20 protein-coding genes, 1 rRNA gene and 1 other RNA gene are annotated in these 21,752 nt (G+C 45.8%); 3 read left to right on the top strand and 19 right to left on the bottom strand.

Annotation, left to right across the window (positions count from 1 at the left end; translation table 11 throughout):
• Nucleotides 1–17: 17 nt before the first annotated feature.
• The 15 genes from EYQ95_RS05295 to EYQ95_RS05360 form a co-directional block, all read right to left on the bottom strand.
• A 16S ribosomal RNA gene (locus EYQ95_RS05295) occupies nt 18–1,560 on the bottom strand.
• Nucleotides 1,561–1,965: 405 nt separating this feature from the next.
• Nucleotides 1,966–3,891, bottom strand: a complete 1,926-nt coding sequence (gene htpG, locus EYQ95_RS05300) for a molecular chaperone HtpG (protein ID WP_111914869.1) — start codon at nt 3,889–3,891, stop codon at nt 1,966–1,968.
• Nucleotides 3,892–3,978: 87 nt separating this feature from the next.
• Nucleotides 3,979–4,584: a recombination mediator RecR gene (recR, locus tag EYQ95_RS05305; protein WP_111914870.1), complete on the bottom strand. Its 606-nt coding sequence runs from the start codon at nt 4,582–4,584 to the stop codon at nt 3,979–3,981.
• Between the two features lie 11 nt (nt 4,585–4,595).
• Nucleotides 4,596–4,928, bottom strand: a complete 333-nt coding sequence (locus EYQ95_RS05310) for a YbaB/EbfC family nucleoid-associated protein (RefSeq protein ID WP_111914871.1) — start codon at nt 4,926–4,928, stop codon at nt 4,596–4,598.
• A gap of 63 nt (nt 4,929–4,991) precedes the next feature.
• Nucleotides 4,992–6,887 carry a DNA polymerase III subunit gamma/tau gene (gene dnaX / locus EYQ95_RS05315; protein WP_111914872.1) on the bottom strand — a complete coding sequence of 632 codons (1,896 nt, stop codon included), beginning with the start codon at nt 6,885–6,887 and terminating at the stop codon, nt 4,992–4,994.
• A gap of 54 nt (nt 6,888–6,941) precedes the next feature.
• Nucleotides 6,942–7,505 (bottom strand): adenine phosphoribosyltransferase, encoded by a 564-nt coding sequence (locus EYQ95_RS05320; protein ID WP_111914873.1) that lies wholly within the window; start codon nt 7,503–7,505, stop codon nt 6,942–6,944.
• The gene (locus EYQ95_RS05325; protein ID WP_165831947.1) at nt 7,506–7,883 is read right to left on the bottom strand and encodes a response regulator; all 378 of its coding nucleotides are present in this window, start codon (nt 7,881–7,883) and stop codon (nt 7,506–7,508) included.
• A gap of 42 nt (nt 7,884–7,925) precedes the next feature.
• Complete coding sequence (locus EYQ95_RS26965; RefSeq protein WP_256371950.1) at nt 7,926–8,054, bottom strand: hypothetical protein; 129 nt, start codon at nt 8,052–8,054, stop codon at nt 7,926–7,928.
• A 174-nt stretch (nt 8,055–8,228) separates the two neighbouring features.
• Nucleotides 8,229–9,536, bottom strand: a complete 1,308-nt coding sequence (locus EYQ95_RS05330) for a tetratricopeptide repeat protein (RefSeq protein WP_111914875.1) — start codon at nt 9,534–9,536, stop codon at nt 8,229–8,231.
• Between the two features lie 3 nt (nt 9,537–9,539).
• The gene (locus tag EYQ95_RS05335; RefSeq protein WP_111914876.1) at nt 9,540–10,154 is read right to left on the bottom strand and encodes a TonB family protein; all 615 of its coding nucleotides are present in this window, start codon (nt 10,152–10,154) and stop codon (nt 9,540–9,542) included.
• A 2-nt stretch (nt 10,155–10,156) separates the two neighbouring features.
• A complete protein-coding gene (locus tag EYQ95_RS05340; protein ID WP_111914877.1) occupies nt 10,157–10,558 on the bottom strand; it encodes a biopolymer transporter ExbD in 402 nt (133 codons plus the stop codon).
• A gap of 12 nt (nt 10,559–10,570) precedes the next feature.
• Complete coding sequence (locus EYQ95_RS05345; RefSeq protein ID WP_111914878.1) at nt 10,571–11,098, bottom strand: MotA/TolQ/ExbB proton channel family protein; 528 nt, start codon at nt 11,096–11,098, stop codon at nt 10,571–10,573.
• A gap of 3 nt (nt 11,099–11,101) precedes the next feature.
• Nucleotides 11,102–12,487, bottom strand: a complete 1,386-nt coding sequence (locus EYQ95_RS05350; RefSeq protein WP_111914879.1) for a MotA/TolQ/ExbB proton channel family protein — start codon at nt 12,485–12,487, stop codon at nt 11,102–11,104.
• Nucleotides 12,484–13,272: a DUF3450 domain-containing protein gene (locus EYQ95_RS05355; protein ID WP_111914880.1), complete on the bottom strand. Its 789-nt coding sequence runs from the start codon at nt 13,270–13,272 to the stop codon at nt 12,484–12,486. Before EYQ95_RS05355 ends, EYQ95_RS05350 begins: the two co-directional genes overlap by 4 nt.
• A 366-nt stretch (nt 13,273–13,638) precedes the next feature.
• On the bottom strand, nt 13,639–16,380 hold the full coding sequence (locus EYQ95_RS05360; RefSeq protein WP_111914881.1) for a TonB-dependent siderophore receptor: 2,742 nt from the start codon (nt 16,378–16,380) through the stop codon (nt 13,639–13,641).
• A gap of 499 nt (nt 16,381–16,879) precedes the next feature.
• Between EYQ95_RS05360 and priC the strand changes: the two genes are divergently transcribed.
• Nucleotides 16,880–17,458: a primosomal replication protein PriC gene (gene priC, locus EYQ95_RS05365; RefSeq protein WP_111914882.1), complete on the top strand. Its 579-nt coding sequence runs from the start codon at nt 16,880–16,882 to the stop codon at nt 17,456–17,458.
• Here the strand turns inward: priC and EYQ95_RS05370 are convergent, their stop codons facing one another.
• Both EYQ95_RS05370 and EYQ95_RS05375 read right to left on the bottom strand, forming a co-directional pair.
• On the bottom strand, nt 17,459–18,547 hold the full coding sequence (locus EYQ95_RS05370) for a tryptophan 2,3-dioxygenase family protein (protein WP_111914883.1): 1,089 nt from the start codon (nt 18,545–18,547) through the stop codon (nt 17,459–17,461). It abuts the gene before it with no gap.
• A 70-nt stretch (nt 18,548–18,617) separates the two neighbouring features.
• Complete coding sequence (locus EYQ95_RS05375; protein ID WP_111914884.1) at nt 18,618–19,373, bottom strand: enoyl-CoA hydratase; 756 nt, start codon at nt 19,371–19,373, stop codon at nt 18,618–18,620.
• A gap of 177 nt (nt 19,374–19,550) precedes the next feature.
• On the opposite strand from EYQ95_RS05375, the gene ffs reads away from it, so the two are divergent.
• Nucleotides 19,551–19,647: signal recognition particle sRNA small type (gene ffs / locus EYQ95_RS05380), an RNA gene on the top strand.
• A gap of 7 nt (nt 19,648–19,654) precedes the next feature.
• On the opposite strand, the gene EYQ95_RS05385 is transcribed toward ffs, so the two are convergent.
• Nucleotides 19,655–19,930 (bottom strand): late competence development ComFB family protein, encoded by a 276-nt coding sequence (locus EYQ95_RS05385; protein ID WP_111914885.1) that lies wholly within the window; start codon nt 19,928–19,930, stop codon nt 19,655–19,657.
• 2 nt (nt 19,931–19,932) lie between these two features.
• Nucleotides 19,933–21,018 carry a ketoacyl-ACP synthase III gene (locus EYQ95_RS05390; RefSeq protein WP_111914886.1) on the bottom strand — a complete coding sequence of 362 codons (1,086 nt, stop codon included), beginning with the start codon at nt 21,016–21,018 and terminating at the stop codon, nt 19,933–19,935.
• A 140-nt stretch (nt 21,019–21,158) separates the two neighbouring features.
• Between EYQ95_RS05390 and EYQ95_RS05395 the strand changes: the two genes are divergently transcribed.
• Nucleotides 21,159–21,710: a YajG family lipoprotein gene (locus EYQ95_RS05395; protein ID WP_165924690.1), complete on the top strand. Its 552-nt coding sequence runs from the start codon at nt 21,159–21,161 to the stop codon at nt 21,708–21,710.
• The last annotated feature ends 42 nt before the right edge of the window (nt 21,711–21,752 follow it).

Consider the following 21,752-nt stretch of genomic DNA (forward strand, 5'->3'; position numbering starts at 1 on the left):
AAAAAACATCTTATCGTTAAGGAGGTGATCCAGCCGCAGGTTCCCCTACGGCTACCTTGTTACGACTTCACCCCAGTCATGAACCACACCGTGGTAAACGCCCTCCCGAAGGTTAAGCTATCTACTTCTGGTGCAGCCCACTCCCATGGTGTGACGGGCGGTGTGTACAAGGCCCGGGAACGTATTCACCGCGACATTCTGATTCGCGATTACTAGCGATTCCGACTTCATGGAGTCGAGTTGCAGACTCCAATCCGGACTACGACGCACTTTATGGGATTCGCTCACTATCGCTAGCTCGCAGCCCTTTGTATGCGCCATTGTAGCACGTGTGTAGCCCATCCCGTAAGGGCCATGATGACTTGACGTCGTCCCCACCTTCCTCCGGTTTATCACCGGCAGTCTCCCTAGAGTTCCCGACCGAATCGATGGCAACTAAGGATAAGGGTTGCGCTCGTTGCGGGACTTAACCCAACATCTCACAACACGAGCTGACGACAGCCATGCAGCACCTGTCTCAGAGTTCCCGAAGGCACTAATCTATCTCTAGAAAATTCTCTGGATGTCAAGGGATGGTAAGGTTCTTCGCGTTGCATCGAATTAAACCACATGCTCCACCGCTTGTGCGGGCCCCCGTCAATTCATTTGAGTTTTAACCTTGCGGCCGTACTCCCCAGGCGGTCGACTTAGTGCGTTAGCTGCGTTACTCACTTCGTTTATGAAACGAACAACTAGTCGACATCGTTTACAGCGTGGACTACCAGGGTATCTAATCCTGTTTGCTCCCCACGCTTTCGCTCCTCAGCGTCAGTTTTTGACCAGGTGGCCGCCTTCGCCACTGGTATTCCTTCCAATCTCTACGCATTTCACCGCTACACTGGAAATTCTACCACCCTCTTCAAAACTCTAGCCTGCCAGTTCTAAATGCTATTCCCAGGTTGAGCCCGGGGCTTTCACATCTAGCTTAACAAACCGCCTACGTGCGCTTTACGCCCAGTAATTCCGATTAACGCTCGCACCCTCCGTATTACCGCGGCTGCTGGCACGGAGTTAGCCGGTGCTTCTTCTGTGGCTAACGTCAATCGTTGCAGCTATTAACTACAACGCCTTCCTCACCACTGAAAGTGCTTTACAACCCGAAGGCCTTCTTCACACACGCGGCATGGCTGGATCAGGGTTGCCCCCATTGTCCAATATTCCCCACTGCTGCCTCCCGTAGGAGTCTGGGCCGTGTCTCAGTCCCAGTGTGGCTGATCATCCTCTCAGACCAGCTAGAGATCGCAGGCTTGGTAGGCCTTTACCCCACCAACTACCTAATCTCGCTTGGGCTCATCTTGTGGTGTATGGCCCGAAGGTCCCATACTTTGGCCCGAAGGCATTATGCGGTATTAGCCACCGTTTCCAGTGGTTGTCCCCCTCCACAAGGCAGATTCCCAAGTATTACTCACCCGTCCGCCGCTCGTCAGCGAGAAAGCAAGCTTTCTCCTGTTACCGCTCGACTTGCATGTGTTAAGCCTGCCGCCAGCGTTCAATCTGAGCCATGATCAAACTCTTCAATTTAAGATTTTGATTCAAGGTGGTCCGTTAGGACCTGCTCAACTTCGAATTTCTGGTTCTTACTTATTTAGTAAGGCTCTTTCATTCTAAGCTTCGCGTTTTTGCCAAATTAATGGCTATAGTTCGATGCTTATCCTGTAAGTGCCCACACAGATTGCTTGGCTTGATATATTGTTAAAGAACGTTGCTTCATTCCGAAGCAGGGAAGCGAATTTTACGCTTCCGAGCGCTGAAGTCAAGTGCTTTTCGAAGGTTTTTGTAAGCTTCTTAAAGTGACTCCGCCGTTGCCACTTATTCGGTGACAACGGCGGCGCATTATAAAGATCATTGAACAACGATCAAGATCTTTTTTGAACTTTATTTTCAACTGCTCATAATTCCATCATTACGAGCAAAAAACAGTCCAAATTAACGTTGAGAAAGCTCCAACATCATTTTGTTTAGCTTACGCACATAGCTACCAGGATCTTTCAGAGAACCTCTTTCAGCTAATGTTGCTTGGTCAAGTAGCAGTTCCGCCCAAGAACCAAATCTAGATTCGTCTTGTTCTTCTGCTATTTTCTCAACCAATGGATGCGAAGGGTTAAGCTCGAAAATATACTTAGTTTCCGGCACACTTTGCCCCGCAGCTTCCATAAGCTTCGCCATTTGCGTGCTCATGTCGTTTTCATCCGTCACGATACACGCAGGAGAATCTGTTAAACGATGCGTTAAACGCACATTTTTAACTTTATCTCCTAAGGCTTCTTTGAATCTATCCACAACAGGTTTGAACTTCTCCTCTGTTGCTTCTTTCTCTTCTTTCGCTTCTTTATCGTCTAGATCACCAAGATCTAAGTCTCCGCGCGTCACTGACTGGAAAGATTTCTCTTTAAATTCGGTCAAGTGACTCATTAACCATTCATCAATACGATCTGAGAGCAATAGGACTTCTATTCCCTTTTTCTGGAAGATCTCTAATGCAGGGTTGTTACGTGCAGCTTCATAACTATCTGCAACGATATAATAGATCTTGTCCTGCCCTTCCTTCATACGCTCAATATATGCATCTAATGATACACGTTGCTCAGCAGTGTCTTCATGAGTCGACGCGAATCGTAATAATTCAGCGACCTTTTCTACATTTGAAGGATCGTCTGCCGGGCCTTCTTTTAAAACATTACCGAAGTTATCCCAGAACTCCCCATAGCCAGCTTCATCGTTACGAGCGAACTTACTCAGCATACTCAAAACTTTTTTGGTGCTCGCAGAACGCATTGCGCGGGTTACTTTATTGTCCTGCAATATTTCACGAGACACATTCAACGGTAGATCATTAGAGTCAATTAACCCGCGGACAAAGCGCAGGTATGTCGGCATAAACTGTTCAGCGTCGTCCATAATGAAAACGCGTTGAACGTATAGCTTAATACCCTTCTGGCTTTCACGATTCCATAAATCGAATGGCGCTCGCTTTGGAATATATAAAAGGCTGGTGTACTCGTGCTTACCCTCTACTTTGTTGTGGCTCCACAATAGAGGGTCGTCAAAGTCATGTGCGATCGACTTATAGAAGTCTTTATATTCTTCATCAGAGACATCTGACTTTTCACGTAACCAAAGTGCTTTACCGGCATTAACGGTTTCCCATTCACCTGGCTTCGCTTCAATTTTTTCACCGTCTGGGCCTTCGCGCTCTTCCTCTGGCTCTTTCCACATTTGTACCGGCATGCTTAAGTGATCAGAGTAAGTTTTGATAATACCTTTCAATTTCCACGCATCTAAGAACTCTTCAGAATCCTCACGAAGGTGCAAAATAATGTCAGTACCACGTTGAGGCTTGTTGACTTGAGACAGCGTATATTCGCCATCACCTTGAGATTGCCACTCAACGCCCTCACTTGGTTCGATACCTGCGCCTCGCGTTTGAACTGTTACTCGGTCAGCGACAATAAATGCTGAATAAAAACCCACACCAAACTGGCCGATTAATTGAGAATCCTTAGCTTGGTCGCCAGACAATTGACTGAAGAATTCTTTTGTTCCCGACTTCGCGATAGTCCCCAAATTATTCATAACTTCATCGCGAGTCATACCAATACCGTTGTCGCTGATGGTAATGGTTTTTGCGTCTGGGTTTACGCTTACTCGAACAAAAAGTTCAGCATTGTCTTCAAAAAGTGAATTGTTTTGCAAAGCTTTGAAACGCAACTTGTCCGCTGCGTCAGATGCATTTGAGATAAGCTCTCGTAGAAATATTTCCTTATTCGAGTAAAGCGAATGAATCATTAGATTCAAAAGCTGTTTTACTTCCGTTTGAAAACCGTGTTTTTCTACATTTTGCGTCTCAGCCATGGCTGACAATCTCCTGATCTAGGTTACCAATATGTTCTGGTAAAGATATGGGGACGCTGTCTGCTTTTTAAAGGGATTTCTTAGAAATTACTCAAACGCCTTACGGCCAGAAAACGCATGGCCTAACGTTCGATGGTCGACATATTCAAGTTCACCACCCACGGGGATGCCGTGAGCAATTCGAGTGGTAGGTATTTTATATTTTGTAGCCGACTCCGCAATGTAATGCGCTGTTGCGTCGCCTTCCGCTGTGGGATTGGTTGCCAAGATAACTTCTGTTACACCGCCTGCCGAGAAGCGCTGCTCTAAAACATCAAGACCAATGTCTCGTGGGCCAATTCCGTCTAATGGAGATAAATGTCCCATTAAAACAAAGTACTGGCCTTCGAAAGACTCTGTTTGTTCTACAGCTATAACATCTGCAGGAGATTCGACGATACACAGTGCGCCAGTTTCTTCACGCGTAGGGTTACTGCAAATATGGCATATCGTCGTTTCTGACAAAGTTCTGCACTTTTCACAACGCCCAACTCTTTCTAAAGCGTTGGTAATAGCTTGAGCCAATTTTTCCGCACCTTGTCTTTCGCGTTCCAATAATTGAAACACCATTCGTTGCGCACTTTTTTGACCTACGCCAGGTAGAACGCGCAGGGCTTGAATAAGTGACGCTATAGCTGGGGAAAATTGGCTCATCTTTAATTACCTTAAAACGGCATTTTAAATCCAGGAGGTAAGCCCATTCCTCCGGTAACACTCGCCATTTTTTCCTTTGAAGCTTCTTCTACGCGGCGAACAGCGTCATTTGTTGCTGCAGCAATAAGGTCTTCCAGCATTTCACGGTCATCGTCGTCGCCAAATACACTTGGGTCAATTTCAACGCGCTTAACATTATGGTTACCGTACATGGTTACTTTAACCATACCAGCACCTGCTTCACCGGTAACTTCCATGCTTGCTACTTCTTCTTGCATTTTTTGCATGCGCTCTTGCATTTGCTGCGCCTGCTTCATCATGTTACCCATTCCGCCTTTAAACATGCTTACTCTCTCTTTATTCAATGAACTAAATACATTTCTTAATGTGCGGTTATTCTATCAACCTCACACTCTAGGTTGAATACTTCCAGCTACAACTTGTGCGTCTAATTCAGACGCTATTTTTTGTACTTCACTGTGGTCGTTCAGTTTTTGCTCAGCTAGTCCTAGCTGAAAGCGATTAATTTCTTGTTGAATAATAAACGGTGTTCCCGACAAGCTCGCAAACCCTATATCCAAAGGCTCATCCATTATAAGCTTTGATAAAACTGAGCGAAGCTGCTCTTCCATATCGTCGCTAAATAGCGCTCGTTGGTTATCGTCTATAAGTAACCGATAGCCATTATCCAACTGCTCTAGCTTGGTATGTAACAAAATTTGCCGAGTAATACCGACGGTATTCAAACCGTCCACCGAAGCCGACCAAGGATCTATGTCCGCTGCTGATCTTATATTTGGAGTTAAATCCAAAGTTTCAGCTTGTTTCGTGATCTGAATAGGCTCTGACACCTGCTCGGTTTGCTCCGTAGCAGGTGCTTCCTTAATTTCCGGCTTTGGGGGGCTAGTAGACTCCGGCTTGTCTGAGCTAGAACGAATCGACTGCATTATGTCGCTTCTTGTAGCTAGCAAGTCATTCAGCTCGTCGTTTACTGGTGCGCCTTGTTGAGCATTGTGCTCATGCCTCTCTTCAGGCTCCGAAACTTGTTGTGTTGGCACGGAAGGCTCTGGTTCTGCCTCCACACTAACTTCAGCTTTAGGTTCTATTACTGGTGCTTCTGGTACAGACTCAGGAGTCGCTGGCGTTGCTACAGTAGGCGCTGCTTTCGGTTGCGGAGCAACTTCGGATCGAGACTGTTCAATACTTACCGAGCCATCTCCTAACCGAAAATTAAGCATCCGTAATACGGTCATCTCCACAGAAGAAAACGTGTCAGCCGAATAAGGCAGCTCTTTTCTACCTTCCAGTACTAATCGATACCAAACCTGCACTTGTTCTGCAGGGATGTTTTGCGCAAGCTCCTGTAAACCCTCTTTGGCTTCAGCAAGGCCTGAATCAACAAACTCTGGGGCGAGCTGGGCTAAAGCAATTTGATGCAATACATTTTGAAGTTCTGCCAACAAATCAGCGATATCCGTCATGCGGTTTGGTAGCTCTCGCAAGTAATTAAGCGCTTCTTTACCGTGACCACTAGCGACAAGTTTAAGTAGCTTAATGTTGTCGTTTGGGTTCAAAGACCCAAGCATCAACGCTACTACCTCTTCACTAACGGCTTGGTTTCCCTGTGCAATAGCTTGGTCAGTTAAACTTAAGGCATCCCGCATACTTCCGCGTGCAGCACGCGCAATAAGCTGCAATGCACTGTCGTCAAACTGTAAGTTTTCTGCGGAGAGGATCTTGTTTAGCTGCTGCGCTATTTCGTCTTTGGTTAATGCACGCAGCTGAAATTGCAAGCAGCGTGAAAGCACGGTAACAGGCAGCTTATCTGGGTCTGTGGTCGCCAGTAAGAAAATAGCATGCTCAGGAGGTTCTTCTAATGTTTTGAGAAGCGCATTGAAACTATGGCGAGAAAGCATGTGCACTTCATCTATCAAATATACTTTGTAGCGCCCTTGCGTAGGACGATACTGCACGTTTTCAAGAATTTCGCGTGTGTCTTCAACTTTAGTACGTGAAGCCGCATCTATTTCTAATAAGTCGACGAAGCGACCTTGGTCAATTTGCTGACAAATTTCACATTGACCGCATGGTGTCGCAGTAACGCCTTCAACACAATTTAAGCTTCGGGCAAGAATCCGCGCGATCGTGGTTTTACCTACACCACGTGTTCCAGAGAGTAAATATGCATGATGTAAGCGTTGGTGAGTCAGCGCATTAGTTAAGGCTTGTAAAACATGTTGTTGCCCAACAACTTCCGAGAAAGACTTCGGACGCCACTGTCTCGCTAACACCTGGTAACTCATGCAAACCTCTCTCGACGCATATTGAAGACGGAGTATAACTTAGAGGTTTCTATCCTACTTCAAGTCGTCGTACGCAACAATGGCGTAGCTCGAGATACCTTTGTTTGTGAGCGCTTTTCGTCCAGGAAGGTATAGAAGTTCAGCCAAGAATGCAGCTTCTACAATGGTTGCAGGTGTTTTCTTCAAGAGGTCTATGGCGGCCCCAATTGTTCCACCGGTTGCTAACATATCGTCCATCACAACTACGCGATCGCGTTTTGTTAGACCGTCTACATGGAGCTCCAATGCGTCTGTACCGTATTCAAGCTCGTAGTCTTCGCGGTGGCATTCACGAGGAAGTTTACCCGCCTTGCGAATCAAAGTTAGGCCAATACCTAAACGGTCTGCCAGAGCCGCAGCAAATATAAATCCACGCGCTTCTACCGCAACAATTTGGGTGAGGCCGTAATTTTCATAACGCTCGTGAAAAAGGTCGATGCTGTAACGAAGAGCCTTAGGATCTGCTAGTGCTGTCGTGATGTCTCTAAAAACCACCCCCTTTGTAGGGAAGTCCGCTACGTTAGTAATAGCGCGTTGAATATAATCACTTCTTAGGTCAGCACACACATAATGGGTCATTTAGGCAATATCTCGCTCTTCGTATTCGTCTAAAACATTTCCAAGTTCTTCGAAAGAAACTGGCTTCGGTAAAACTAAATTAACGCCGAGTTTTAATGCTTTTTGTTCGACATTTTGAAAATCGTCGGTGGTAAGCAGAACTATTGGCGTATCTTCATAAGTTGCATTGTCACGCAAGTTGCGTGCTAATGCAAAACCGTCCATGAGAGGCATTTTATGATCAGTAATTATCAGGGAGAACTCCTGATTCAACGCTTTATTGAGGCCGTCTAAGCCGTCAACAGCTGTAATGAATTGATAACCCGCCTGTGCTAAGAACAACGAGAGCTGCTCACGCGTTTTGGCATTATCTTCCACTAATAAAATTTGCTTACTCATCATGCGTCCATGTTTCGCTTTAACTCCGCCTTTATAGGCAAGTTAAGCTGCGCCAAAAAGTTGCACCAAACGAAGTACTGGTGTTAGTGAAGCAATACAAATAAAAGCAACTACAGCCATAGCTAAATGACGTTTACTCGCCGACTCTTTGAATTCAGTATTCTCTGACATTTGAACCTCAATTTCTTAAATATCAACAACTTGAGAAACGCTAGGAATATTGCACCTCTCAACCGCGGCGAATTTTACAGGAAAAGGAGAATATTTGAAAGTTACGGTTCAAATACAAAAAACCCGCACCGGATACCGGTACGGGTTTCTATTACAAAATAACGAGCTGTTACTTTACAAGTCTACGCCACGGTTACTTGCTGTTTGGCGAATAAATCCAATCCAGCTTTCCGCGTTACGACGTGTTGCTGAATAACGCGTAGCGTTCTCCATAGCATTCAATGCCTGACGATATTGACGGCTATAGAAGTGCGCTTCAGCCAATGACATGTAAATTCGGCCTGTCGTACTATCGTCTTCAGGGCCTAAATCTAATGCCGCTTGGAAAGAACGCGCCGCATTGCGGTATTCTTCAGCAAGTGCATAAGCATCGCCTTGCGCACGGTAGTAACCCACACGATCCTGAGTGTCTTCAGCAAGTTCAATTGCCTTGCTGTAGGTTTCAGCAGCTTGCTCAAATTCACGAGCTGTGTAGTAACTACGTGCTGCAGACGCCCAGTTAGACTGGCTCTCATCGATATCACCACTCTCAAGATGGCGAGTCATTACAGTCGCCGCATGATATGGGATACGAGCATTAGAGAACATCTGTACCAAATAACGGAAATCAGATGAACGCTCTAAATAGCCTGCGTCATAAGCAATAGCCAAAGTTTGTAGTGCTTTGTCGTTTTGCTCATTAAGTGCATAAAATGCACCTAATTGGCTCCACCAACGCGTCTCTGAAGGAATCGCGTTAATGCCGTCTTCAAGCACTCCAATTGCGTTTGGAATATCGTTTTGCTCGTAGTACGCACCAACCATTAACACATAAGGGTTACGGTTAGGTTCGGCATAATGCTCATTCGCTTTGCGAGCAAATGCTACTACAGAGTCAAAGTTTTTCAGCTCCATGTGCGCTGCGGCCATGCGGAATAAAATGTCCGCATCCCACTCGCCGGTAAACTGAAGATACGTTTGCATCGTTTGTAGCGAATCTTCATAACGCTCTTCTTGCAATTGCAAGTTACCTAGCAATTGCAATGAAGCGCTTTGGTCCGCAAAACTCAACATATCGTAACCCACAGCTTCCTGTAGCATCTCCAGTGCCTTTTCAGGCTGAGCTTGCTCTTCAGGAAGAGCCGCATACATCGTACCTAAGAAACGGTTTACATACGCTCTTTCGTAGTCTGTACGTGGTTCAACTTCCTCAAGAACAGTAATTGCTCCTGGAATGTCTTCAGCTTCATAAAGCTCGAATGCCTCAACTACAGCACGCGCCAAACGGTCACCCAAAGCATGCGTTCTGCGTGCTTCTTTAAAGGCTTCCACTTCTTCCTGAGTTGGAATAGTAAAACCAACATCAGTACCTTGCGCGTGCACTGGAAGGAAACTTGCGCCTAACAATGTAGCTGCTGCGAATAATGTTTTCATACGCATCATGAGTTAGGTTCCTTCTATGTTGAAGTCAAGTTGCACTGTCATGCCTTCTTGACGCTGCGGCGTGCCATTTACTACTTTCGGTGCATATCTCCACCGACGTAGAGCTTGACGAGCTGCTCGGTCAAATACTCGGCGTGGCTCTGCCTCAATAATCTCGATATCTTCAACACCACCGGTTTCGTTAATAGTGAAGCGCAAACGCACCCAACCATTAATACCGTCACGAGCTGCTGCTGGCGGATAACTTGGTTCTACTCGCACTAACGGCTGAGCGTCACCATCTCGCGTCATACCAGCACTCGGTCCAGATAACCCAGTGTCTGCACCACCAATATCGATTTCACCTACGTTAAGGTTAAAACCTACCGCATCGTCAGACTGCTGAGGTTCCTGTGGAGGACTCTCAGGCGGCTGCTCAGGCGGCTCTGGTGGTGGAGGCGGAGTACGATCTCGACTCGCGATATCTTGATCCGCCTGTGTTTGAACGATTTCGATCGTGGTCGGAGCTTCAGGCGGCTCATGCCGTGTCTCCCCGCCACTGATCAGGTATGCCATTAAGACAAACAGAGCGAAAGTGACAGCAGCGCCTAGTAATATCGATACTAATACGCGCACCATAATTAATCGTCCTCTGCTGCTATTGAAATTTGGGCAATACCCGCTTCTTTAATTTGGTCCATGACCTTCACAACTATGCCGTGACGCGCTTGGTCGTCAGCTTGAATAACTACCATGTCAGTAGGTTGTTCCGCTAACAAGCGCTCAAGGTTTGCTGCTACACGCTCCACGTCCACCTGACGACGGTCCATCCATACTTCGCCATTCTCACGAACCGCGATAAAGATGTTTGCCGAAGGCTTACTGGTAGCCTGTGAAGCTTCAGGACGATTTACGTCAATCCCTGCTTCTTTCACGAACGAAGTTGTTACGATGAAGAAGATCAACATGATGAATACGATGTCCAACATCGGAGTCATGTCTAGTGTTGCCTCTTCCTCTTCGCGTATACGTTTACGTGCCATAATTCTACTCTCTTAGTGATGAGGCATGCTGTCAATTAAGTTCGACTTCTCGCGGTTGATTCTTGAATCAAGTCGCTGAGCGAAGAACATTCCTGACAGTGCTGCCACCATTCCCGACATGGTCGGGATTGTCGCCATTGAAATACCGCCAGCCATAAGACGTGGGTTACCTGTACCCTGTACCGACATGATTTCAAATACAGTAATCATACCGGTTACGGTTCCCAAAAGTCCGATAAGCGGACAAATGGCAATCGTGGTCTTAAGTAGCAGCATTCGCGCTGATAAATTATCCGACGCTTTGGAAATCCATGCATCACGGATTCTATGTGCGTACCAAGAGGTGGTGTCATCCCGGTCATGCCATTTTTGGATGATCTGGTCTCGCTCGCGCGGGAACACACCCAAAAGGTACCAATAGCGCTCTATGAGGCAAATCCACATAATAAGGAGCGCTATCGCCACCAGGAATAAAACATTACCACCGGTGCCAATAAAATCCCTGACAGATTCCCATAGTCCTATCAGGTACAATTCCATGGCTTATTCCCCTTTAGCCGCTGTTGCGTTAGATTTTTCAGCGTGCTCTGCAACGATACCTGCAGCTTGCTCGTCAATTACATGAAGAATTGACTTCGCACGTGCAGCAACGATGCTGTGCACAATAATCAATGGCAATGCAGCAATTAGACCCAAGGCAGTTGTTACAAGTGCCATTGAGATATCACCAGCCATAATTCTTGGGTCACCAGTACCGAATAATGTGATTGATTGGAACGTACCAATCATACCGATTACCGTACCTAATAGACCCATCAACGGAGCGATTGCCGCAAGAATCTTAATCATGCTTACGCCTGATTCGATACGCGGTGTTTCACGTAGAATAGCTTCGTCGAGTTTCAATTCTAGGTTTTCAACGTCAGCTGAACGGTTGTCGTGATAAACCTTCAAGATACGACCTAGCGGGTTGTTATCTGAAGGGTTCTCAGTGTTCTTCAACTGTGAACGAATCTTACCGCCTACCGCTGTTAGTGTAACAAGCTTGTAGATTGCGATAAGGAAACCAAGTGCTAGCAATACAGTGATTGCGTAACCTACGGTGTCACCATTGTGGTAGTGCTCCATAAGTGTCGCTTTCTGAGTAAGCAAGCTCAAGATTTGGCCACGAGACGGGTCAAGGAATACACCAGCTGAACCAGACTCTAGCTCTTCGAAGTTAGATACCGCTGACAATACGTGACCTGCAGGTTGACGAGCGATTGGCTGCATCTGGCCTGTAGAGTCGTTGTAAGTTAGGTATTCACCGTCTGAAATAAGGTTGAAAGAACCAAGGCGGATAACGTCACGAGTCTCTGTACCACCTTCAAGCAACGACACTTCACCTTGGAAGCGAGAAACGTTACCAGACTCAGTCATTTCAGTAAGAAGCGCTAACCATAGCTCTTCTAGCTCAGAAATGTTTGGTAGCTCACGAGCTTCAGCAAGTGACTCAAGTACTTGGTGACGATCAGGGTACTGTGCACTTACGATTGAAGTTGAGATACGACCGATAGTGTCAGAAGCTGCACCACGGATAACACCGAAGATTTCACCCAAAGTACCGATCATGTTGTCTAGTTCGGTTTCTTTGTTGCCGATGTTAATTTCGTTTTGTGCGTATTCTTCTTGCAAACGCTGAGAACGAGCTTCTTCGTTTGCTAGCTGTTGCTGAGCTTCGCGAAGTAGAGCTTGTTTGTCTGCACGGTCCTGACGGAACGCACGCTCACGCGCCTGGTCGATTTGACGGTTTTCTTGACGGCTCTGTTGAACCTGTTCAAGTAACTGTTCCAAAGTTTGCGCTTCTTGAGCAGAAGCTGTAACCGAAGCTCCAGCTGCAATTGTGAAAACTGCTGCGGCGCTTACTAATGTTTTCATTAATTGTTTCATTCTGCATTCTCCGCGGCAAATACTGGAAGACGTACGATATCGAACGCAGTTTGACGACGTGACATTTTAATCGCTTCATTTAGCGGGCTAAGGAAGCTGTCGTCAGCTTCAATCCAGTCACGAGCAGAGTTGTCCCACAACCATGCTTGTTTACCGTCAAGTGTTTGCGCCATCATGACAACACGACCCATGTGGAAAAAGTCTACTGCAATTTCCTGGCCGTCGATGTTCAAGTTGCCACTGTATGAATTAGGACCGATGCCGTAATCCATTTCAATTTGATACGCTTCAACAATTAAGCGGAATTTCTCAGATTCAGTTACATCTGAACGTGTCATTACGTCACGTAGACGCTGAACACGTGCTGTACGCGAGTCGCTGTGAATTGGAATATCCAATTGTACGAATTCATCTAGAGCGTCAATCATTTTGTACATCAAAGGAACAACACCTTGACGTGTTTCTTCGATACCATCAATTTGACGCTGCAAAGATGCTAGCGTTGCGTTCTGATCATCTACAAGCGTTTGTACGTGATCGTTGTACACTTTCAACGCTTCGTATTCCGCTACTACTGCACGGTAGTCCGCCAGTAAGTCACGGCTTTGATCGAACAGCGAATCAATACGCTCTTGCGATGCTGCTTGATTACGATGTGTCTGAGACTGTTCAGACTGTAGCTGTTGCAGGTCTTGTGCAGATGCTGTTGCCAGTCCGCTTCCTGCAAGCGCCATCACACCAACCATGGCAGCGGCGATTTTGCTTCGTTTGATAACTGTGGTCATAGTTCCCAACCAATTTGACTTAACTTTACTTACAACGTTATCCAACTCGAAAAAATGAAGTTTGGCTAACCGTGTAAGCTCCAGTTGTGTGAGTGATGAAAAAAGTTATTAACACCAAAATACGCCATTCTTAAAAAATGGCATTGCCAGAATACTCCCACGAAGTGCGCAAGCATGTCAACCAGACAGTTAGGCTTAAAATGTCACCCATATGTAAAGCATAGTAGCGCTCACAAAAAGATCATAAAAATGACATAAAAACGTCTAAATTTCGGTCAACATGCACAAAAAAAAGCCGGCCCTCAAAGAGGACCGGCTTACTTTCTTTCCTTTACAAATTTTCTAAAACGTTACTAGGTAACTAGATTAGAAAGTTTGCGTGTAACGTACGTAAGTGAAACGTCCGTTCGCGTTGTAAAGGTTGAAGTTGTAGTTACGACCACCGAATGCGTACTCACCACCAGCGCGGTTAGCAGTACCGATCTTAGGTAGCTTCTCGAACAAGTTCTGAGCACCTACAGTGATACGGCCGTTCCACGGAGTGTTATAGCTAAGTTGTAGATCGTGAGTTACATAAGTACCCCAGTTACCACAGCGAGCTACGTCTACACCAGCGCCTGGATCGTTACAGTCGTCGAAGTTACCGTCAGCATCGCGGCCTTCAACAGTAGTGTACTGAGTACCGATAAGGTTCATGTTCCACGCTACAGTAAAGTCGTTAAGGCTCCACTGAGTTTGAAGGTTAACACGTTGCTCTGGTACACCTGGGTCAAGAACTAGGTCACGTCCGCCATCCAAAGAGTAGTCAAGCATGTGTGACACTTGGAAGTTTGAAGACACAGCACCTAAACCACCGAAGTCGAAGTTAACGCGAGCGTTGAGGTCAACACCAGAAGTTTCCAGTGTACCTTCGTTCACGAAACCACGTACAACACTAGTAACTTCGTCACGAGCGTTAACGTTTACTTCAGTACCTGCAGGTAGTGGGTCACCAGCGCGGTATGAGTTAATCAATGCGTCAGAGCTGATGCTACGGATACGGTTTTCAATCTCGATTGAGTAGTAATCAACCGCGAAGTTCAACCAATCAGTCGCTTGGTAAGCAGCACCGAAAGAGTATTGAGTTGATGACTCAGACTCAAGCTCTGGGTTAGCAATGATGAATGCGTTGATCTGACAGTTGTTTGAAGTACCACCAGATAGTGCTTGACAGGTGATTTCATCAGTTACTGAGTCAGCAGAGAATGAACGCTTCTGAGTTAGGATGTCCAATGTTGGAGCACGGAAACCTTCACCGTAAGAACCACGAAGCAACAAGTTGCTCATTGGCTGCCAGCGGAAGCTCACTTTAGGTGAGAAATCGCTACCGTAGTCAGAGTAGTCATCCTGACGACCAGCAATAGAAAGCTCTAGGTCATAAGTTACTGGTACTAGGAACTCGAAGTAAGCAGCGTCAACTGAACGGCCACCACCTGCAGAGTTACCAGAAGAACCACCAACTAGGCCAGCTTCTGACTGAGAATCGTATTGGTCATCGAAGAATTCGTCACGAGTTTCAAAGCCCAAGAAACCTTGAACCATGCCACCGCCGATTTCGAATACGTCGAACGCACCAGAAACATACATTTCGTCAATGTTGAATTGAGAAATACGTGAAGTTGTAACAACACCTGCAGATAGAACCTGATCTGGGTTATCTAGAGGACGGTTGATGTTATAACCAACGCGGCACGAATCTGGGTCGAATGAACCGTCTGCACAGTAACCTGGGTTAAAGTTGTTCACGTTACCCCAAGCTGTACGTGCAGCTAGGTAGCCATCACCCAACTCGTAAGTTTTGTTACGAACGCTACGAACACCGAAGTCCCAATCGATACCGAAAGCACGGCCTTCAGCACCTACTAAGAAGTCTAGGTTTTCGTTGTTCACTTCGTTGTCACGGTTACCCATCGCCGCGAAGCGGTGATAGATAGCTACTTGAGCCTGAGGACCAACAACGTTTGGATCGTAAACTACCGCGTTAGGGTTGTTTGGATCGTAGAACCAAGCATTCGGGTTAGTTGGGTTGTTGTATGAATCTTCAGGAGTCAACAATCCATCATAGAATACTGGGTGGTTGATATCTGGAACTGGTGCATAACGACCAAATGAACGTGTTTGTGCAACACTTGCATTTGAGTATAGAGTCCAGTCGTCGTTGATATCGTGACGTAGCTTAACGAATAGTGATTCGTTTGATGAAGAAGCTTCGTTCGCGTTAGTCGCGTTGAAGTTATATAAGCAACGTCCGTTAGGCGCGATGTAGAAGTTCTCTGTAGTACAAGAACCAGGAATCGCAGTTAAGCGACCATCTTGCCAGTTGATGAAGTTGTTACCGTATGTAGATGCACCCGGAGTGTTCCATGGGTAAGCATTTTCGAATACGATTTCACGTTTGTTCCAAGAAACACCACCAATTACGCTAGTTGTGTCGCTTGAAGAACCGAATACTAGTGAACCATTTTCACGGTCACCACCTTCTGAAGGTACGCTTACGCCACCTTCACCAACAGTTAACTCAGCGCCGTTGAAGTCACGACGAGTGATAACGTTGATTACACCACCGATTGCGTCTGAACCGTAAACCGCTGACGCACCGTCAGACAAGATTTCGATACGCTCGATAGCTGCCATTGGAATTGAGTTCAAATCTTGCGAAGAACCTGTAGAAGGAGACATCGTTAAACGACGACCGTCAACAAGAACTAGTGAACGGCTTGAGCCGATACCACGCAAGTCAACCATGCTCACGCCCTGTGCTGATGAACCAGACTGTGGACGGAATGAACCAGTTGAGTTGAAAGTTGTGTTACGAATAAGTTCAGCAGCTGAGATGTCACCAGACAACTCGATTGCTTCACGATCGATAACTGTTACAGGCAAAGCGCCTTCCATATCAGTACGCTGGATACGAGAACCAGTTACTTGGATACGCTCAACGCGCTCTTCTTCTGCTTCTTCGTCTTCGTTTTGGTCCTGCGCATTGGCAACGCCAGTCATCGCAGTCGCAGTAGCACCGAACATCAGTGCTAAACGAATAGACTTCGCTAATTTACTATTGGTGTGCATGTAAGTTCTCCCTGGATCACTTATTGTGATTTTTAGGTTTATATAACCTCAGGTTTTACCCCTTGGTCTAAGCTTCGATCAGCAAATTTGCTAACCAATCGAATCTGATACTAATCAAAAAAAAACATAGTGGCAACACTTGTGTTACAAGGTTTGACACAATTTTTTACAAGCTAAAGCATTGTTTTCTCGTTAAACCTCGTGCTAAGGCTTTTTACACAACCACAATGCTCGCAAATAAACCCTTAACTTTCAGTTACTTAAAAACAAGTAAATACAAGCACAAAACTCGTAATAAATATTTAACAGTCTTCTGAATCACTGAAAATTAGTTGTTTACGCAACCGACTATAGCAAACCGCATAGCGTTAGCAAGGGCTATTTATAAAGATTCTTCAACTAAAATGACGATCTGGCAATATTTTCACACTGACTTCCGCTTCGCCCTCTGGCACAATGCCTTGGCTTATCGTGAAAACTTGTATGGATAAACGAACCAATGCGCCAAGACGATTCATTCACAACCTTATTCAATACCCTGCGTGGCAAGGCGCATGAATTGAGTGGTGAGCTACTCCGGCCCTGGTTACATAGTTCAGTGTTTCATACGCAATCCACACATATCAGTGACTATATCGATGAGGCAGAAAACAATCTCAAAATTTTGTCAAATATCCAATCAAGATCAGAGCCTGAATTTGAGGTTCAAGCCGCATACTTATCGGAGCGAGTCACCCAGCAGCTTGAAGCGCTAACCCGAGCTTTATACCGCACCAAGCCACCCATTTCGGAGTCGGCCTCCGAGATTCGTCAGGCATACAGTGCAAAAACACAAACCAAGGTTACAAGCACGAATCCAGAGACATTAAAAAAATTGTATTCGACTTTAACTCAGTACAAGGGCTACGAACAGCGATTGGAAGACCAACTAAGGCTTGCGCAACAGAGTAACGATAAAAACCAACAAGAACTTGTGCTAAAGGCACAGCAAAGGCTTCTTCGTTGCCAAAGAGCCATTGTAGACATTGAGAAGAAAATTTACTGGTGTGAGAAGGCTCTCACACCAGACATTGATTGACTATGCATTCCCTCGTCGTAACTGCTCTTGCAACCCTTCTGGAAGTGGAGGTAAAGCAGACTTGGGTAGTAGATAAGTCGAAAGATTCATAAAATCCGCGAAGATACGGTTTTTCTCAGTCGTTTTGCGCAGGTATTCATGGCCGGAAGAACCACCGGTGCCAATTTTACTTCCTAACATCCGTTGTACCATCATTACGTGCCTGAAGCGCCACAACGTGATCTGCTCGTCTATATCAACCAAACTACTTAACACCTGCCACGGCAAGTTAAACACGGGCTCTTCCCGATACATGTATATAAACAACGCAGCTTGCATGGCCTTCTGAGACAGCCGCACGCGCCCAGCATTTTGAATTTCGGTATACTTCTCCGTATCGAACAGCGCTGCAAAATTGTCTTTTGTAGCTTCTAGACCTTTCAGTTCTTGTTCGCGCTCTTCTTCACTCAACAACGGATTGCCGTGAATAATCTCAGCGTCACTATCAAGTTGTTGTGTAATGGCTTGTTGGTAATGCTTCCAAAACGAAAACTCTTTCGTTTCTAAAAATGGCATACGCGACAACCAATCGTCCACTAACGAGAATAAGTCAGGCTGCTTCTCAAGCTTTTCCAAATACGCTCTGTCTTTGTCGTTGATCCGGTTATAAAACGACGCTTGGTCAAAGGCAATACGTGTATCCCTTTTCACACCTAAAGTAATTTCTAACTCTTTGAATTGAATACTTTGAAAGCCGCTTGCTGGTACTAGGTAGTCTCTAAACTCAAGAAAGTCTTGCGGTGTCATGGTTTCTAACACCTTAATTTGTTGGTTAATGAGTTCTTGAATCGACACCACCCTATTTAACCGGTGTACTACGGTCATGAGCTTTTCGTCAGGAATAGAGTCCTGGTTAAATAACGCATATACAGAGTGCAATTCATGCAACATCTGTTTAAACCAGAGTTCATACGCTTGATGCACAACGATAAACAACATCTCGTCATGGGCTTCTTCCCCGTACTTAGGGCTTACTGGCGCTTGTGCATCAAGCAATTTATTGAGCTGTAAATACTCGCTGTAATAAACAGGATCAGGTTTACGTTTCATATTTCTCGCCTTCCATTCATTTGCGGCGATAGTACGAAACCCCGCTCATACTCGCAACTACAACTCCGTATTAACTCTTCGACTTACGCTGAGCCTTTGCTGCAATAATCTTTTGCGTGTCTTCACTTGCCAGCACTCGTAAGAAGTCTTTTAATTCAGTTTGAATTCTTTCCTGCACAGTTTCCATCGGCGCTTTCAAAAGCTTCTTAGACAAACGCAAGCTCTCTCTTGGTTTGCTCGCTAAGCTTGCGCTTATTTTAGCAACCACATCATCTAGCTCATTCGACGATACAACTTTATTCACAATATTAAACTTCTCGGCTTTTTGCGCGTCTATAGTTTCACCAAGCAGTAATAGCTCCGATGCCTTCACATGACCACACAACAACGGTAACAACTGACTTGAACCCGCTTCAGGAACTAACCCCATGTCCACGAAAGGCATCACAAAAACGGCCTCTTCAGCTGCATACACCAAATCACAATGAAGCAACAGCGTGGTACCAATGCCCACAGCTGGTCCTTGCACCTTCGCAACCACAGGGACAGTAACCGAAGAAATCGTGTCTAAAAATTGGAATACCGGCGAATCTTGCGTCAAATCGCCGTGCCGAAGGAAGTCGGCTAGGTCATTGCCCGAACAGAACACGTTACCCTCACCCGAAAAAACAACTGCCGCAGTGCCTTTGGTGTCTGCGTCCGCCTCTCTCAATGCACGCGTCATCTCGGCATACATATCTTGCGTTAACGCATTTTTCTTTTCTGGACGGTTCAGGTGCACATTCACAATGCCGTCGGCTTTAGATACTTGAACCCAATCTGTCATCGAATTGTCCTCTGTCGATAAGAATGAATTCACCTTACCACTCGTCCGACCAGAACTCTACGCGAAAAATCGGTTTAAGAGGATTAATTGACTAATGATTAACCAGTGGTCAAAGGGGGGAATAAAAGAAAGGTTGAGAATCATAATTCAATCATGGATAATGCGCCGCGGTGGCCCCACGGGTCCCCTCGCAACGCGAACCAGCGAACCCGGTCAGGCCCGGAAGGGAGCAGCCGTAGTTGGGGTAGTGTGTGCCGAGGTGTGGCTTGTGGGGTTCACCACTACTCCTGCTCCGAAGCTTTCCTTTTTTCCAAGAACTTAACGCCCTTTTCGACAGCTTCCTGTACCTGCATATCCATTTCCATGCGCTTAGCAGCTGAAAGAAAAAATGCCATATCCACTTCATAACGAATATATCTTGGCGGCAACTGGTTCAATACCAAACAAATTAGGTCAGCCAAAAACTCATCGTCATACTTTTCATGCAAACCTTGTGCTTGCAGTTGATCAACCACAAGGCTCTCATAATAATTGTGAATATCGTCATTAATCTTCATTACTATTCCTCACGTTTTGCCCAAGCTGCCTTTGCCCCTTCGAACAACGGAACAATCAAGTCTAACGCTGTTTGTCCATTGTTTTCCAAAGATAGCTGATTATCTCGTAAAGGCGTAACGCGCTCGCCCCATTTAATCATTCCGGCACCGCATGTTAAGCCACCGCCAAATACGGCTGAAACAATCGTGTCACCAGGCTTTACCATGCCTGTTTCTAACGCTTCGCAAAAAGCGATCGGTAAAGTCGCAGAAGAGGTATTCCCGTACTTCTGAATGTTTACCATAGTTTTACCGTCAGGAACCTTACACATTTTGGCAAGGAAATCGATAAGGCGTTTATTGGCTTGATGAGGAATCAATGCGTCTACGTCGTCAATACTTTTACCGGTTTCTTGAAACACGGCTTCTACAGCTGCACTCATACCTTTAACGGCACGCTTAAATATTTCTTGGCCTTCGAAGTTAAACTCCATTACTCCGTCGAAGTCATAACGGTCGAAACTCATTCCGAAATCAAGTGACAACACATCACGAGCATCTGCGTCACAACTTACCTTAGATGCCAATAAGCCTACTTCTTTGTCTGTTTCCTGCAATACCATTGCGCCAGCACCATCGCCGAAAAGCACTGCACTCTCGCGCTTAGTCCAGTCTAAAATTCGAGTTAAACGCTCAGCGCCAATAATAAGAACGTTTTTATGCATGCCCATTCGAATAGTAGACGTAGCAAAGTGCATGGCATAGAGGAAGCTACTGCATGCAGCATTCAAGTCGAAAGCAGCCGCATTTTTTGCACCCAAGTCTTTTTGCACTTTGGAAGCTACGTTGGGAATAATTTCGTCTGCGGTGCAGGTTCCCACAATAATCAGGTCGATTGCTTCTGGCTCTAAATCTGCTGCCGCCAACGCATTTTTCGCGGCCACAGTAGCCAACGCAGAGGTTCCTACGGCACTTACTCGACGCTCTTCAATTCCCGTTCGACTACGAATCCACTCGTCGGAGGTATCTAAGAACGTTGCCAAATCGTCGTTGGTTAAAACCGCCGGCGGTACGCATTTTCCCCATCCTGTGATTTCAGCGTATTTCATGTTGTAGGTTCCCCTTTACTACTTTCACGCAAACGCGTGACTCAATAATTTTAATCGTATACCTTTATATCCATAACTCAAATTTAGAGAGGATATCGCTCGTGGTTCGTTGTCGTTGTTATTTTAAACTTACAATGATTATGCTTGGCTCGCTGCTTTTATTGTCGGGTTGTAAGAGTACCCCAGAGTCAGCGCTAAACCTTGAATTTGATGTCGAACAACAGCGCTCGCTTCCGCCTGTTCAACTCAGTGTTGTCGACCATAGGCCTCAAAACCATGTGGTAAGACTACACCGAGGAAATCAACCTGCAGAGTTTGCCACGACTGAGCGTCCTTTGGCTAGTCTGATGAGTGCCGCGCTTCGCCAAGCCATAACCACTTCAAACGAGTCTATCCAAACCCTAACTGTCACCGTCGACAAAGCGCTCTGTACAGTTGAGCAGTCACTAAGCAGCCATCGTGCTATTTGCGAGGTTGTAATTATTGCCGCAAGTGAAGACCCGCGTGGCGTACTTACGAAAACCTTCTCTCGTCGCAGAACCAGAGAAGGCAGTCTACAAGTCGATTTCAAAGATCTTGAAAACGACCTTTCTGCCCTATTTTCCAGTACACTCAACTCGTCTTTGCAAGACTCTGGAATGAGGCAATGGTTAAATAGCTATGAAAATTCAGAACTCGCTACTTCGAATTAAAACGATTAGATAAATTATAAACACAGCATTAACAGGACAATT

It is taken from the genome of Lysobacter sp. N42 (genome assembly GCF_004344885.1).